This is a genomic window from Pantoea alhagi (genome assembly GCF_002101395.1).
In the GTDB taxonomy this organism is placed as follows: Bacteria; Pseudomonadota; Gammaproteobacteria; order Enterobacterales; family Enterobacteriaceae; genus Mixta; species Mixta alhagi.
Genome location: NZ_CP019706.1, coordinates 3,125,657 through 3,139,668, shown reverse-complemented (window position 1 = coordinate 3,139,668; position 14,012 = coordinate 3,125,657). Strand labels below are relative to the sequence as shown.

General features: G+C 57.4%; 15 protein-coding genes and 1 other annotated feature. Of the genes, 12 read left to right on the top strand and 3 right to left on the bottom strand.

Features of this window, described 5'->3' with window-relative positions:
• Nucleotides 1–147: 147 nt before the first annotated feature.
• Together gabT and B1H58_RS14605 are read right to left on the bottom strand one after the other, a co-directional pair.
• Entirely contained in the window at nucleotides 148–1,443 is a 1,296-nt protein-coding gene (gabT, locus tag B1H58_RS14610; RefSeq protein WP_085071208.1) for a 4-aminobutyrate--2-oxoglutarate transaminase, read from the bottom strand.
• A gap of 10 nt (nucleotides 1,444–1,453) precedes the next feature.
• Entirely contained in the window at nucleotides 1,454–2,869 is a 1,416-nt protein-coding gene (locus B1H58_RS14605) for a glutamine synthetase family protein (protein ID WP_085071207.1), read from the bottom strand.
• A 273-nt stretch (nucleotides 2,870–3,142) separates the two neighbouring features.
• Here B1H58_RS14605 and puuD point away from each other — a divergent pair, with 273 nt between their 5' ends.
• From puuD to B1H58_RS14590, 3 genes are read left to right on the top strand one after another with little or no spacing between them, the layout of a single operon-like run.
• On the top strand, nucleotides 3,143–3,901 hold the full coding sequence (puuD, locus tag B1H58_RS14600; protein ID WP_157130182.1) for a gamma-glutamyl-gamma-aminobutyrate hydrolase: 759 nt from the start codon (nucleotides 3,143–3,145) through the stop codon (nucleotides 3,899–3,901).
• Nucleotides 3,898–4,455 (top strand): HTH-type transcriptional regulator PuuR, encoded by a 558-nt coding sequence (puuR, locus tag B1H58_RS14595; RefSeq protein WP_085071205.1) that lies wholly within the window; start codon nucleotides 3,898–3,900, stop codon nucleotides 4,453–4,455. Before puuD ends, puuR begins: the two co-directional genes overlap by 4 nt.
• A gap of 18 nt (nucleotides 4,456–4,473) precedes the next feature.
• A complete protein-coding gene (locus B1H58_RS14590) occupies nucleotides 4,474–5,751 on the top strand; it encodes an NAD(P)/FAD-dependent oxidoreductase (protein ID WP_085071204.1) in 1,278 nt (425 codons plus the stop codon).
• An 11-nt stretch (nucleotides 5,752–5,762) separates the two neighbouring features.
• Here B1H58_RS14590 and B1H58_RS14585 read toward each other — a convergent pair whose 3' ends face one another.
• Nucleotides 5,763–6,587 (bottom strand): SDR family oxidoreductase, encoded by an 825-nt coding sequence (locus tag B1H58_RS14585; RefSeq protein WP_085071203.1) that lies wholly within the window; start codon nucleotides 6,585–6,587, stop codon nucleotides 5,763–5,765.
• A gap of 170 nt (nucleotides 6,588–6,757) precedes the next feature.
• Between B1H58_RS14585 and hisL the strand changes: the two genes are divergently transcribed.
• The 9 genes from hisL to hisIE all read left to right on the top strand — a co-directional run bounded on the left by hisL (nucleotide 6,758) and on the right by hisIE (nucleotide 14,005).
• Complete coding sequence (gene hisL, locus B1H58_RS20660; RefSeq protein ID WP_100396937.1) at nucleotides 6,758–6,805, top strand: his operon leader peptide; 48 nt, start codon at nucleotides 6,758–6,760, stop codon at nucleotides 6,803–6,805.
• Nucleotides 6,781–6,901: a sequence feature (His leader region), on the top strand. It overlaps the preceding gene by 25 nt.
• Nucleotides 6,902–6,945: 44 nt before the next feature.
• On the top strand, nucleotides 6,946–7,845 hold the full coding sequence (hisG, locus tag B1H58_RS14575; protein WP_085071201.1) for an ATP phosphoribosyltransferase: 900 nt from the start codon (nucleotides 6,946–6,948) through the stop codon (nucleotides 7,843–7,845).
• 4 nt (nucleotides 7,846–7,849) lie between these two features.
• The gene (gene hisD / locus B1H58_RS14570; protein WP_085071200.1) at nucleotides 7,850–9,157 is read left to right on the top strand and encodes a histidinol dehydrogenase; all 1,308 of its coding nucleotides are present in this window, start codon (nucleotides 7,850–7,852) and stop codon (nucleotides 9,155–9,157) included.
• Nucleotides 9,154–10,245 carry a histidinol-phosphate transaminase gene (gene hisC, locus B1H58_RS14565; protein ID WP_085071199.1) on the top strand — a complete coding sequence of 364 codons (1,092 nt, stop codon included), beginning with the start codon at nucleotides 9,154–9,156 and terminating at the stop codon, nucleotides 10,243–10,245. Before hisD ends, hisC begins: the two co-directional genes overlap by 4 nt.
• Nucleotides 10,242–11,309, top strand: coding sequence for a bifunctional histidinol-phosphatase/imidazoleglycerol-phosphate dehydratase HisB (gene hisB / locus B1H58_RS14560; RefSeq protein WP_085071198.1), 1,068 nt, complete (start codon nucleotides 10,242–10,244; stop codon nucleotides 11,307–11,309). Before hisC ends, hisB begins: the two co-directional genes overlap by 4 nt.
• A complete protein-coding gene (gene hisH, locus B1H58_RS14555; protein ID WP_085071197.1) occupies nucleotides 11,309–11,899 on the top strand; it encodes an imidazole glycerol phosphate synthase subunit HisH in 591 nt (196 codons plus the stop codon). The genes hisB and hisH overlap by 1 nt, the downstream gene beginning before the upstream one ends.
• Nucleotides 11,900–11,901: 2 nt before the next feature.
• A complete protein-coding gene (hisA, locus tag B1H58_RS14550; protein WP_085071196.1) occupies nucleotides 11,902–12,639 on the top strand; it encodes a 1-(5-phosphoribosyl)-5-[(5-phosphoribosylamino)methylideneamino]imidazole-4-carboxamide isomerase in 738 nt (245 codons plus the stop codon).
• Entirely contained in the window at nucleotides 12,621–13,397 is a 777-nt protein-coding gene (gene hisF, locus B1H58_RS14545) for an imidazole glycerol phosphate synthase subunit HisF (protein ID WP_085071195.1), read from the top strand. Before hisA ends, hisF begins: the two co-directional genes overlap by 19 nt.
• Nucleotides 13,391–14,005, top strand: a complete 615-nt coding sequence (hisIE, locus tag B1H58_RS14540; RefSeq protein ID WP_085071194.1) for a bifunctional phosphoribosyl-AMP cyclohydrolase/phosphoribosyl-ATP diphosphatase HisIE — start codon at nucleotides 13,391–13,393, stop codon at nucleotides 14,003–14,005. Before hisF ends, hisIE begins: the two co-directional genes overlap by 7 nt.
• The last annotated feature ends 7 nt before the right edge of the window (nucleotides 14,006–14,012 follow it).

Genomic DNA, 14,012 nt, shown 5'->3' with positions numbered 1-14,012 from the left:
GTTAACGAGTTGCCCCATCTTGTTTTCCTTTAAACCACACGGTGAACGTGTTACGTGTATCTATCCGGCACGTAGGCCGGCCTCTTTTATGAATGAGCCTGATTAAATGCAAAAAAATAACCGACGCCTGAAGCGCCGGTTATTTCTCTATTTTGCAGGGCGCATATTCTGCACTACCTGGAGGGAGGATGACAAGATGTTGAGACCTTCGGATACAATTTCTTTTTCAGCCGTTAAGGGAATAAGAAAACGAATTACATTGGCACGCACGCCACACGCCAGCAACACCAGCCCCTGACGTCCCGCTTCCTGCACCAGCGCCTGGGTCAGCGCCTTCGCCGGACGCTGCGCATCGCCCTCTTCCACCAGCTCCATGGCGATCATCGCCCCCAAATGACGGATATCGCCGATACAGTCATACTGTGTCGCCAGCTGCTGCAGAAAGGCTACCACCTGCTCGCCCTGCTGCTGCGCACGCAGGTTAAGCTGCTCGCGTTCAATGATCTCCACCACCGCCAGCGCCGCAGCAACCCCCATTGGCGAACCGGCATAGGTGCCGCCCAGCCCGCCCGCCTGCGCTTTTTGCATCAGTGAAGCGCGACCCACTACCGCCGACAGCGGGAAACCGCCAGCCAGGCTTTTCGCCATGGTGATTAAGTCAGGCTCTACGCCACTGTGTTCGATGGCAAAGGTTTTGCCGGTACGACAGAAACCGCTCTGGATCTCGTCAGCGATCAGCACAATGCCATGCTCGTCGCAAAGATGACGCAGCTGACGCATAAAATTGGGCGATGCGGCATAAAAACCTCCCTCGCCCTGTACGGGTTCAATAATAATGGCTGCCACATCATCCGGGGAAACATCGGCCGCAAAAATCCCCTGCAGCGCGCCCAGCGCCTGGCTTTCACTGATGCCTAAATAGCTGATGGGATAAGGCGCATGGAAGATACCACCCGGAAAAGGACCGTAGCCTTTTTTATAGGGCTGCACTTTACCGGTCAGCGCCATGCCCAATAGCGTGCGTCCATGAAAACCGCCGCGAAAGGCGATTACTCCGGAGCGACCGGTGGCGATACGTGCTACTTTGATGGCGTTTTCCACTGCTTCCGCGCCGGTTGACATCAGCAGCGTTTGCGTCGGTTCGGCAATCGGCACCAGCGCATTCAGCTTCTCCGCCAGCTCGACATAGCTGCCGTAAGGCGTAACCTGAAAGCAGGGATGGGTAAAGCATTCCAGCTGCGCCTGTACCGCGCGCATAACGTCCGGATGATTATGGCCGGTGTTTAATACCGCAATGCCCGAGGCAAAATCGATATAGCGCCGTCCTTCCACATCCCACAGTTCCGCGTTGCGCGCTTTAGCGATATAGACCTGAAGAGAGTTCCCCACGCCGGGCGTAACCGCTGCCTCGCGCCGCGCCTGCCACTGTTGATTGGTTTGCATCATCACCACCTCAGGCGTTTTTTAACATCCAGTCAATTTCAGTTGCGGTAATCAGCCGTTCAAACTGCATCAGCTCATGATGTTTGCAGCAGTGCCAGACAAAGCTAAAGCGCTCGCCCAACAGTTCCTGCAGCGCCCGGCTACGGGCAAACAGATCCAGCGCTTCACTCTGCCGCACCGGTAGCGGCGTGCCCTCCGCTTCATGACCGTTGCCGGTCACCGCTGCCGGAAGCGTCAGTGCATTATCCAGCCCGTACAGAATGCCAGCGAAAATCGCCGACATCACCAGCCAGGGATTGGCATCGGCACCGGCAACGCGATATTCAACGCGGCGGTTTTCAATATCGCCACAGGGAATGCGCAGCGCGACGGTGCGGTTGTTATGTCCCCATGACGCCTGCAGCGGTACCCAGGACTCTGGACAGAAGCGGCGATAAGCATTCACGTTGGGCGCCAGCAGCGCCATCGAGGCGGGCATCAGATCGATCATCCCAGCCAGCGCCCGCTTCAGCAGTGGCGAATCGCTGCCGTCATCGCAGGCGAAGGCGTTATGGTCGGCAGCGTCCAGCATGCTGACATGCACATGCATACCGCTGCCAGCATACTCTTCATAAGGTTTCGCCATAAAGGTGGCGGTCATGCCGTGGTTTTCCGCCACCTGGCGAATCAGGCGTTTGAGCTGAAGCGCATGATCGCAGGCGCTCAGCACGTTGCGCGTATGTCGCAGATTGATTTCAAACTGGCCCGGCGAGGCTTCCGCCAGCGCGCCATCGGTAGGGATGCCCTGCAGCTGCGCCAGCCGGTCAATATCCCCCAGAACCTGGGCGAAATGGTCAAGATTATCGACGGAATAGACCTGACTTTGCATGCTGCGCTCATCACTGCCGGGCGTACAGGGCGGTTGAATAAAACCGTCGTGGTCGCGTTGTTTATCGACCAGATAGAACTCCAGCTCTACCGCTACCACCGGAAACAGTCCCCGGTTGCGCAAGCGCTGCCAGAGATTGTTTAAAACATTACGGGGTTCAACGTCAAAGGGAGTGCCATCTTGATTACGCATGGTCAGCAGCAATTGTGCTATGCGGTCGGGATCGGAAGCGGAAGGAACCAGCGTGCCCTCAACAGGCGTACAGATATTATCCGGCTCGCCCAGCGCCTGGCCTAAACCAGCCTGCTCGACGGTATTGCCCAGAATATCCATCGCAAACACGGAGGCCGGGAAGTAACAGCCCTTTTCCAGTTTCGCCAGGCTGCCTATCGGGATACGTTTACCGCGAAAAATACCGTTCAGATCATTGAGGAGAATGTCGACATATTGCGTTTCAGGATGGCGTTCCAGATAGGTTTTCACCTCATTCTGGAACGCGCTGGTTCGCATCTCTTCACTATGTCTTGTGAAGTCTTCTACTTCTACCAGGTTTGTCATGATCCCACCCGCCATTTACCGTTTTAGAAGGGTTGTGCGTACTGCTCAAAATAACGGCCATATTTAGAACATAGTCATAAGACAAAAAGTGTGCAAATGTTACAGGGTGGTTTGAATATTGAACAAAGCCTGTCTAGATTGTAAACAGACAGACAGGTCATAAAAAGCCTGCAGCCACTTAACCCGCCCGTCAGCGCCCCGCAAGGAGGTCAGGAAACAGCGTGGGCTCTAAGCGGTTTTGTCAGAAATAATTGCCAGCCGGAGACCAGCGATGTGGAAAGAATAATAGACAATCCGCTTATCGGCGTAGTGATGTGCCACACGATAAAGGATGGGCACCCAGGCTGGGTTCTCTATCAAAAATATCTCGATGCGATTATGGATGCCGGCGGTGTGGTTATCGCGCTGCCCCACCGGCCAGGGCTGGGTGAGACGATCTCTCAGCGTACGCTGCCGTTGCTTGACGGCCTGCTGCTGCCCGGCAGTCCCAGCAATATTGAACCCTGGCGCTATGGCGCGCCAGGTAAAGAAGAAGAGAGCGATCCGGGGCGCGACGAACTGGCAATGCAGCTGATCCCACGGGCGCTGGCGCTGCGGCTGCCGTTGCTGGCCATTTGCCGCGGCATGCAGGAACTGACTGTAGCCGCAGGCGGCACGCTAAACCGTCAGCTGCCGGACGAAAAGGTGCTGCACTATGCCGACACTGACGCACCGCTGGCCGAGCAGTATGCGCCGGCGCATCATATTGCGCTAACGCCAGACGGCCAGCTGGCGCGTCTGCTGGGCAGCGCCGCACCGCTACAGGTTAACTCACTGCATAAACAGGGCATCAAAGCGCCGGGCCCACGGTTAAGGCCGGAGGCGATCGCAGAGGATGGCGTAATTGAAGCTGTCTCGGTTCCCGAACATCCGTTTGCCATTGGTGTGCAGTGGCATCCGGAGTGGCAATACCAGCATTCCTGCGCCTCATCCCGGCTGTTTGAGGCATTTATCAACGCCTGTCATCAATATCGCAAGGAAAAACGGCTATGAACGAAGCCACTCTCGCCCCCGGACGACGGCTGTCACAAATCCGGCAAGAGTTAGGTTTGTCGCAGCGGCGAGTTGCTGAGCTCGCCGGGCTGACCCACAGTGCCATCAGCACCATTGAACAGGATAAAGTCAGCCCTGCTGTCAGTACGCTGCAAAAGCTGCTGACGGTTTACGGGCTGTCGCTGTCAGAATTTTTTTCAGAGGCGGTAAAAAATAGCCCGCCGAAAATAGTGATTGAGCAGGATGCGCTGATCGATATTGGCAGCCAGGGCGTCTCACTGAAGCTTATCCATAACGGCAGCCCCCGCCATAATCTGGCAATGCTGCTGGAAACCTACCAGCCAGGTTCCACGACCGGTGAAAAAATTCGCCATCCCGGCGAGGAGACCGGCACGCTGCTGGAGGGTGAGATCACCCTGACCATTAACGGGCAATGCTATCAACTGCATGCCGGTCAAAGCTACGTTATTGATACCGGTCAGCCGCACAGTTTTAGCAATACCTCGAATCGGGTCTGTCGTATTGTCAGCGCCCACACGCCCGCTAATTTCTGAGAGTCTGAGGAGACCGCCGTGAATCATGTGGATAGCTATTACGCCGCAACGGCTAATTCGCATCAGCCCTGGCCGCAGCTGGATGGTTCGGTACAGTGCGATGTCTGTATTATCGGTGCCGGATTTACCGGTCTCTCTTCGGCGCTGTTTTTAACCGAGGCGGGCTATGAGGTAGTGGTGCTGGAGGCGGAGAGCGTCGGCTACGGTGCCAGCGGGCGCAACGGCGGACAGGTGGTGAACTCTTACAGCCGCGATATTGATGTGATTGAGCAGCGCTACGGCACCGACGCGGCGCGCATGCTGGGCAGTATGATGTTCGAGGGTGCCGATATTATTCGCGATCGCATCGACCGCTACGCCATTGACTGTGATTACCGTCCCGGCGGCATTTTCGCCGCGCTGAATGCGCGTCAGATGCAGCATCTGCGCACGCAGCAGCGGCTGTGGGAGCGCTACGGCAACCATCAGCTTGAGCTGCTGGATGAGCGCGGCATCCGGCGCGCCATTGCCACCGAGCGTTATGTCGGCGGGCTGCTGGATCGGCGCGGCGGCCATCTGCATCCGTTAAACCTGGCGCTGGGCGAAGCGGAAGCGATACGTCGTCACGGCGGCCGGATTTATGAGCAGTCGGCAGTGGAAAAAGTGACCTACGGTGCGCCCAATATCGTTAAAACCGCACGTGGCGACGTCAGCGCTAAATTTGTGATTTTTGCCGGTAACGCCTATCTGGCACCGGAGCTGGAGCCGCGTCTGAGCCGTAAAAGCATGCCCTGCGGCTCGCAGATTGTCACCACCGAACCGCTCAGCGTGGATCAGGCGCTGGCGCTGCTGCCGGACAATTACTGCGTTGAGGATTGTAACTATCTGCTGGACTATTTCCGCTTAACCGCCGACAACCGTCTGCTGTACGGCGGCGGCGTGATTTATGGCGCACGTGAACCGCAGGATATCGCCGCGCTGATCCGTCCGAAGCTGCTGAAAACCTTTCCTCAGCTGCAAAACGTTAAGCTAAGCCACTGCTGGAGCGGCAACTTTTTACTGACGCTGTCGCGGATGCCGCAGCTGGGAAGGCTGGATAAGCAGGTCTATTACATTCAGGGCGACAGTGGACACGGTGTCACCTTTACCCATCTGGCGGGCAAGCTGGTGGCGGAAACGCTACGCGGCGACGCCGAACGCTTTGACGCATTCGCCCGCCTGCCACATCTGCCCTTCCCCGGCGGGCGACGTTTTAAAGTGCCGCTGACCGCCGTCGGTGCCGCCTGGTATGCACTGCGCGATCGGCTTGGTGTCTAATTGCCGGTGCGTTAACCCAACGGCATGGTGGCCGGATTGGGGTAGCGATACTCAAATCCCAGCTCGTCACAAATTTTACTGCCATCGACAATTTTGCCTTGTTTATTACCGGCAGCGGCAAAGGTTGGCGGTGTTAATCCCAGCTGCTGGGCGGCTGCCCGATAGAATTGTTCACGGGCCGGATGCGCCGGCGCGCTAAGGTTATAGATATGGCCGCCTTTTGGCGTTTGCAGCAGCAGCGTAATCGCCGCAACCACATCATCCAGATGCACCAGATTCACGCCGAGTTCACCATCCGGTACGTCAGTTTTACCTGCAAGAAAGCGTCCCGGATGACGCTGTGGCCCGACCAGACCGGCCAGCCGCAAAATATCGACCGAGGTACCCGGCAGATCGTGCAGCCAGTTTTCCAGCTCCGCCAGTGTCTTTCCGGCAACGGTAACCGGCTGCAACGGACTATGCTCTTTCATCACGCCCGTGCCGTTGCCGTAAACCGAGGTGGAACTGGTAAAGATAATGCGCGGCACGTTAAACGCCAGTGCGCTGTCGACCAGGTTTTGCACCGCACGCTGATAATTCTCGCCGCCCTCTGCCGTACGGCTGGCTGGCAAGGTCACCACCAGCGCATCCACCGACAGCAGCGCCTCCAGCTCATCGGCATCGCACGCCAGTTCCGGGGTCAGCCGCAGCTCACAGCAGGCGATCCCGCACATACGCGCCGCCTCGACGCCATCCGGCGTGGTTTTACTGCCGCTCACCTGCCAGCCGCGTGCCGTTAACGCCGTTGCCAGCGGCATACCCAGCCATCCCAGACCTACAATCGCGACTTTTTTCATTTCTGTTCCTGCCCCTTCAGCTTGATTAACAATAAGGCTACGTCACGCCTTAGCGCGTGACAATCTTCGCGCAAAAAGAGATTTCTCTGCCTGGCGAAAAAACGGTTGCCAATGTGCGCTATCTCCGCTAGGTTAATCAGCAGGCAAATGAATATACATGCAGAGAAATTATGACACGCGTTCAGTTCAACCATCATCACCACCATCATCCTGACTAGTCTTTCAGGCGATGTGTGCTGGAAGACGTTTAGGATCTTCCAGTGGTGCAGAACGCAAATGGCCCCCGGAAGATCCTCTTCCGGGGGCTTTTTTTTGGCGAACTGCAACAGACAGGATAAATGAGAAGAGGACTGGAGAGATGTTAGATAACACCCGTTTACGCATAGCTATGCAAAAATCTGGCCGTTTAAGCGATGAGTCACGCGAGCTTCTGGCGCGCTGCGGCATTAAAATTAACCTGCAGCAACAGCGTCTGATCGCCTTCGCTGAAAACATGCCAATCGATATTTTGCGCGTGCGTGATGATGATATCCCCGGCCTGGTGATGGATGGCGTAGTGGATCTCGGCATCATTGGCGAAAATGTGCTGGAAGAAGAATTACTGACCCGCCGCGCACAGGGTGAAGACCCGCGTTACTTTACCTTGCGTCGCCTTGATTTTGGCGGCTGCCGTCTGTCGCTGGCGATGCCGGTGGATGAGGAGTATACCGGCGTCCAGTGTCTGCAAAATACGCGTATTGCCACCTCCTATCCTCATCTGCTGAAACAGTATCTTGATAAACAAGGCATCGCCTTTAAATCCTGTCTGCTGAATGGTTCCGTTGAAGTCGCGCCGCGCGCGGGTCTGGCCGATGCGATCTGCGATCTGGTTTCTACCGGCGCCACCCTGGAGGCCAATGGCCTGCGTGAAGTGGAAGTGATTTATCGCTCGAAAGCGGTGCTGATCCAGCGCGACGGCGAGCTGTCGGCGGCGAAACAAGAGCTGGTGGATAAGCTGATGACGCGTATCCAGGGCGTGATCAAAGCGCGTGAATCAAAATACATTATGCTGCATGCGCCAAGCGACCGACTGGAAGAGGTGATTGCGCTGCTGCCAGGCGCTGAACGTCCAACGGTGCTGCCACTGGCAGGCGACCAAAGCCGCCTGGCGATGCACATGGTCAGCAGTGAGACGCTGTTCTGGGAAACCATGGAAAAATTAAAGGCGCTGGGTGCCAGTTCCATTCTGGTGTTGCCAATTGAGAAGATGATGGAGTAATGCCATGAGCCGCTTTGACACGCTTACAGACTGGCAGCAGTGCGACGAGGCGCAGCAGCAGGCGCTGCTGATGCGCCCTGCGATTTCCGCTTCCGATAACATTACGCAAACGGTGCGCTCGATCCTTGCCCGCGTCAGCGAAGCGGGCGATGCCGCGCTGCGTGAATATAGCGCCGCCTTTGATAAAACTCAGGTTGATGAACTGCGCGTTAGCGCGGCTCAGATTGCCGAAGCGGCTGCACGGCTTGACGATAACGTAAAGCAGGCGATGGCGGTGGCGGTGGCGAACATCGAAACCTTTCACCGCGCCCAGCAGCTGCCTGCGGTAGATATTGAAACCCAGCCGGGCGTGCGCTGTCAGCAGGTAACGCGCCCGATCCGCTCAGTGGGCCTCTATATTCCTGGCGGTTCAGCGCCGCTGTTTTCTACCGTACTGATGCTGGCGACACCGGCACGCATCGCTGGCTGCGCACGCGTGGTGCTCTGCTCACCGCCGCCGATTGCTGATGAAATCCTTTACGCTGCTCAGCTGTGTGGCGTAGAAGAAGTGTTTCAGGTCGGCGGTGCGCAGGCGATTGCCGCCCTCGCCTTCGGCACCGAATCGGTGCCGAAAGTAGATAAGATTTTTGGCCCCGGCAACGCCTGGGTGACCGAAGCCAAACGCCAGGTCAGTCAACGTCTGGATGGCGCTGCGATCGATATGCCCGCCGGCCCCTCTGAGGTGCTGGTGATTGCCGATGATGACGCCACGCCCGCTTTTGTTGCTTCTGATTTGCTGTCGCAGGCGGAACATGGTCCCGATTCACAGGTGATCCTGCTGACGCCGTCGCGTCGTCTGGCACAGGCGGTGGCAGAAGAGGTGGAAGCACAGCTGGAACAGCTGCCGCGCGCGGCCACCGCGCGTCAGGCATTAGCCAGCAGCCGACTGATCGTTGCCCGCGATCTGCAACAGTGCGTGGAGATTTCCAACCGCTACGGGCCAGAGCACCTGATTATCCAGACGCGCCAGCCGCGCGAGCTGGTGGATCAGATCACCAGCGCTGGTTCGGTGTTTCTCGGCGACTGGTCGCCGGAATCGGCAGGTGATTACGCTTCCGGCACCAACCACGTATTGCCAACCTACGGCTATACCGCCACCTGCTCCAGCCTCGGCCTCGCTGATTTTCAAAAGCGCATGACGGTACAGGAGCTGACGCCGCAGGGCTTCCTGAATCTGGCCCCAACCATTGAGACGCTGGCCGCCGCCGAGCAGCTTATCGCCCATAAGAATGCTGTTACGCTGCGGGTCGCCGCGCTAAAGGAGCAAGCATGAGCCTGAAGATTACGGAATTAGCGCGCGCTAACGTGCGGGCGCTGACACCTTATCAGTCGGCGCGTCGTCTCGGCGGCAACGGCGACGTCTGGCTAAACGCCAACGAATATCCGCTGCCGGTCCCGTTTGAAATGTCGCAAAACACGCTGAATCGCTATCCGGAATGTCAGCCGAAGCAGGTAATCGAGCGCTACGCCGCCTATGCGGGAATGACGCCGGATCAGGTGCTGGTGAGCCGCGGCGCGGATGAAGGCATTGAACTGCTGATCCGCGCCTTCTGCGAGCCAGGCCAGGACGCGATTCTGTTCTGCCCACCCACTTACGGCATGTACAGCGTTAGCGCCGAAACCATTGGCGTGGAGTACCGCACCGTACCGGCGCTGGATAACTGGCAGCTGAACCTGCCCGCGATTGCCGCTGCGCTGGATGGCGTAAAGCTGGTCTATATGTGCAGCCCGAATAATCCCACCGGCAACCTGATTGACCCGGAGGCAATTCGTCAACTGCTGGAGATGACGCGTGGCAAAGCGCTGGTGGTGGCAGACGAGGCCTACATCGAATTTTGTCCCCAGGCGACGCTGGCAGGCTGGATTGCTGAGTACCCGCATCTGGTGGTGCTGCGCACCCTGTCGAAAGCCTTTGCGCTGGCCGGGCTGCGCTGCGGCTTTACGCTGGCCAACGCGGCGGTTATCGAACTGCTCCTGAAGGTGATTGCGCCCTACCCGCTCTCAACACCGGTAGCCGATATCGCCGCGCAGGCGTTGAGCGACGATGGCATTGCGCTGATGCGCCAGCATGTGGTTGAGCTCAACGCTAACCGCGCCTGGCTGGCGACCGCTCTGACCCGGCTTTCCTGTGTGGAACAGGTGTTCCCCAGCGAAACCAACTATATTCTGGTGCGCTTTACTGACTCCCCGACGATATTCAAATCGCTGTGGGATCAGGGCATTATTCTGCGGGACCAGAACAAAAACCCGGGGCTCGCCGGATGCCTGCGCATTTCCATCGGTACCCGAAATGAGTGTGAGCGCCTGATCGCCGCACTGCAAGCCTTACCCGGCACCGCCGGCATTGTGGAGCAAGCATGAGTCAGAAAACCCTTTTTATCGATCGCGACGGCACCCTTATCAGCGAACCCCCGCAGGATTTTCAGGTGGATCGCATGGAGAAGCTGGCCTTTGAACCTGATGTGATCCCGGCGCTGCTGGCGTTGCAGAAAGCAGGTTACCAGTTAGTGATGATCACCAACCAGGATGGCCTCGGCACCGACAGTTTCCCGCAGGCTGACTTTGACGGTCCGCACAACCTGATGATGCAGGTTTTTAACTCGCAGGGCGTGCGCTTTACCGATGTACTGATCTGTCCGCATCTGCCAGCGGATAACTGCGACTGCCGTAAGCCAAAAACCCAAATGGTGGAAGCCTGGCTGGCAGAGGGCGCGCTGGACAAGGCGCACAGCTATGTGATCGGCGATCGCGCCACCGATATCGAACTGGCGCAGAACATGGGTATTCAGGGATTACGCTACAGCCAGGACGGTCTGGACTGGAACGCCATCAGTCAGAAGCTGACGCAGCGCGATCGCTACGCGAAGGTGAACCGCAATACCAAAGAGACGCAGATTGAAATCGAAGTCTGGCTGGATCGCGAAGGCGGCAGCAAAATCAACACCGGCGTTGGCTTCTTCGATCATATGCTGGATCAGATCGCTACACATGGCGGCCTGCGCATGAACGTTGAGGTAAAAGGCGACCTGTATATCGATGATCACCACACGGTCGAGGATACCGGCCTGGCGCTGGGCGAAGCGCTGCTGAAAGCGCTGGGCGACAAGCGTGGCATCGGGCGCTTTGGCTTCGTGCTGCCGATGGATGAGTGCCTGGCGCGCTGCGCGCTGGATATTTCCGGCCGTCCGCACCTGGAGTTCAGGGCGGAGTTTAACTATCAGCGCGTCGGCGATCTCAGCACAGAGATGGTTGAGCACTTTTTCCGCTCTCTCTCCTATTCTATGGCCAGCACGCTGCATCTGAAAACCAAAGGCAAAAACGATCATCATCGCGTAGAAAGCCTGTTTAAAGCTTTTGGCCGCACGCTGCGCCAGGCTATTCGTGTAGAAGGCAACACCCTGCCGAGTTCGAAAGGAGTGCTGTAATGAACGTGGTGATCCTGGATACCGGCTGCGCCAACCTCTCGTCGGTAAAAGCAGCCATTCAACGCCTGGGCTATCAGCCGCAGGTTAGCCGCGAGGCGGATATCGTTCTGCAGGCGGACAAGCTTTTTCTGCCCGGCGTCGGCACTGCCCGGGCGGCCATGGATCAGCTGCGGGAACGCGAGCTGGTGGATCTGATTAAAGCCTGCACGCAGCCTACTTTAGGGATCTGCCTGGGGATGCAGTTGCTCGGCAGCGGCAGCGATGAAAACGGCGGCGTAAAAACCTTAGGGATTATTGACCAGCCGGTAGATCTGATGAAAGACCAGGGTCTGCCGCTACCGCATATGGGATGGAACCGCGTCACGCCGAAAGCGGGTGAGCATCTGTTCCGTGGTATTGAAGATAACAGCTGGTTTTATTTCGTCCACAGTTATGCGATGCCGGTTAACCCTTATACCATCGCCCAGTGCGACTATGGTCAGCCTTTTACCGCTGCGGTACAGAAAGATAATTTCTACGGCGTCCAGTTCCATCCTGAGCGTTCCGGCAAAGCGGGCGCGCAGCTGCTGAAAAACTTCCTGGAGATGTAAGGATGATTATCCCGGCGTTAGATTTGATTGATGGCAAAGTGGTGCGTCTGCATCAGGGAGATTACGGCCAGCAGCGCGACTACGGAAGCGATCCGTTGCCGCGTTTGCAGGATTATCAGCGCCAGGGCGCGCAGCTGCTGCACCTGGTCGATTTAACCGGTGCGAAAGATCCGGCGGCGCGCCAGCTTACGCTGTTAACAGAACTACTGGCAGGCGTTGAGGTGCCGGTACAGGTAGGCGGCGGCATTCGCAGCCGTGATGATGTCGCTGCGCTGCTGGAGGCGGGTGCCTCGCGTGTGGTGGTGGGTTCGACGGCGGTAAAACAGCCGGAAGAAGTGCAGCGCTGGTTCAGCGAATTTGGCCCGCAGGCCATTGTGCTGGCGCTGGATGTACGCATTGACGCCGCTAACCGCAAAGAGGTGGCGATCAGCGGCTGGCAGGAAGCGGCTGGCGTTACCCTGGAACAGGTTATTGAGCAGTTTCTGCCTTTTGGGCTGCAACATGTGTTATGCACCGATATTTCACGGGACGGTACGCTGAGCGGCTCGAACGTCTCGCTCTATCAGGAAGTGTCCGCACGTTTCCCGCAGGTGGCTTTTCAGTCTTCCGGCGGCATCGGCTCGCTGGCTGATATCGCCGCCCTGCGCGGCAGCGGCGCGCAGGGCGTGATCGTTGGACGCGCCCTGCTGGAAGATAAATTCACGGTTTCGGAGGCCATTTCATGCTGGCAAAACGGATAATTCCCTGTCTTGATGTGCGCGATGGCCAGGTGGTTAAAGGCGTGCAGTTTCGCAATCACGAAATCATCGGCGACATTGTGCCGCTGGCGCAACGCTATGCTGAGGAAGGCGCTGATGAACTGGTTTTTTACGATATCACCGCTTCCAGCGATGGTCGCGTGGTGGATAAAAGCTGGGTGGCGCGCGTAGCGGAAGTGATCGATATTCCGTTCTGCGTCGCCGGTGGCATTAAAAGCGCCGAAGACGCCGCACAAATTCTCTCATTTGGGGCTGATAAGATCTCAATTAACTCTCCGGCACTGGCCGATCCCGAACTGATTACGCGTCTGGCGGACCGCTTTGGCGTGCAGTGTATGGTAGTGGGCATTGATACCTGGTATGACGAACAGAGCGGCAAATATCACGTTAACCAGTATACCGGCGATGAAAAGCGCACCCGGGTGACCGGGTGGGAGACGCTGGAGTGGGTAGAGGAAGTACAAAAACGCGGCGCTGGCGAAATCGTCCTGAACATGATGAACCAGGACGGCGTACGTAACGGTTATGATTTGGTTCAGCTGCAAAAAGTGCGTGAGGTATGCAAAGTGCCGCTTATCGCCTCCGGCGGCGCCGGTACCATGACGCACTTCCTGGAAGCCTTTCGTGACGCTAACGTCGATGGTGCGCTGGCCGCCTCGGTATTCCATAAGCAGATTATCAATATCGGCGACCTGAAACGGTTTCTGATTGAACAAGGTGTGGAGATTCGCCCGTGTTAACAGAACAGCAGCTTTCCCAACTGGACTGGGAAAAAACCGGCGGCATGATGCCGGTAATAGTCCAACATCAGGTATCCGGCGAAGTATTAATGCATGGCTATATGAACCCGGAAGCGCTGGAGAAAACCCTGCGCGAGCAGAAAGTCACCCTCTGGTCGCGCACCAAACAGCGCCTGTGGACCAAAGGCGAGACCTCCGGTCATTTCCTGAATGTGGTCAGCATCACGCCCGACTGCGATAACGATACGCTGCTGGTGCTGGCGGATCCTATTGGTCCCACCTGCCACCTTGGCACCACCAGCTGTTTCTCCCCTGCCGCCCCGGACTGGACATTTCTTTATCAGCTGGAACAGCTGCTGGCGGAACGTAAGCAGGCCGATCCCGACAGCTCTTATACCGCTAAGCTATACGCCAGCGGCACCAAGCGCATCGCGCAAAAAGTGGGAGAAGAAGGCGTCGAGACCGCACTGGCCGCCACGGTTAACGATCGTTATGAGCTAACCAACGAAGCCTCTGACCTGCTCTATCACCTGCTGGTGCTGTTACAGGATCAGGATCTCAACCTGAGCGCGATCATCAACAATCTCCGCGCACGTCATAAAGCGTGAAACAAAA

Bases quoted from the DNA above. Each gene is read 5' to 3' on its own strand.
- hisG (WP_085071201.1), top strand. From the start codon at position 6,946: ATGTTAGATAACACCCGTTTACGCATAGCTATGCAAAAATCTGGCCGT.
- gabT (WP_085071208.1), bottom strand. From the start codon at position 1,443: ATGCAAACCAATCAACAGTGGCAGGCGCGGCGCGAGGCAGCGGTTACG.
- B1H58_RS14585 (WP_085071203.1), bottom strand. From the start codon at position 6,587: ATGAAAAAAGTCGCGATTGTAGGTCTGGGATGGCTGGGTATGCCGCTG.
- hisD (WP_085071200.1), top strand. From the start codon at position 7,850: ATGAGCCGCTTTGACACGCTTACAGACTGGCAGCAGTGCGACGAGGCG.
- puuR (WP_085071205.1), top strand. From the start codon at position 3,898: ATGAACGAAGCCACTCTCGCCCCCGGACGACGGCTGTCACAAATCCGG.
- hisH (WP_085071197.1), top strand. From the start codon at position 11,309: ATGAACGTGGTGATCCTGGATACCGGCTGCGCCAACCTCTCGTCGGTA.
- hisB (WP_085071198.1), top strand. From the start codon at position 10,242: ATGAGTCAGAAAACCCTTTTTATCGATCGCGACGGCACCCTTATCAGC.
- hisC (WP_085071199.1), top strand. From the start codon at position 9,154: ATGAGCCTGAAGATTACGGAATTAGCGCGCGCTAACGTGCGGGCGCTG.
- B1H58_RS14605 (WP_085071207.1), bottom strand. From the start codon at position 2,869: ATGACAAACCTGGTAGAAGTAGAAGACTTCACAAGACATAGTGAAGAG.
- hisA (WP_085071196.1), top strand. From the start codon at position 11,902: ATGATTATCCCGGCGTTAGATTTGATTGATGGCAAAGTGGTGCGTCTG.
- hisF (WP_085071195.1), top strand. From the start codon at position 12,621: ATGCTGGCAAAACGGATAATTCCCTGTCTTGATGTGCGCGATGGCCAG.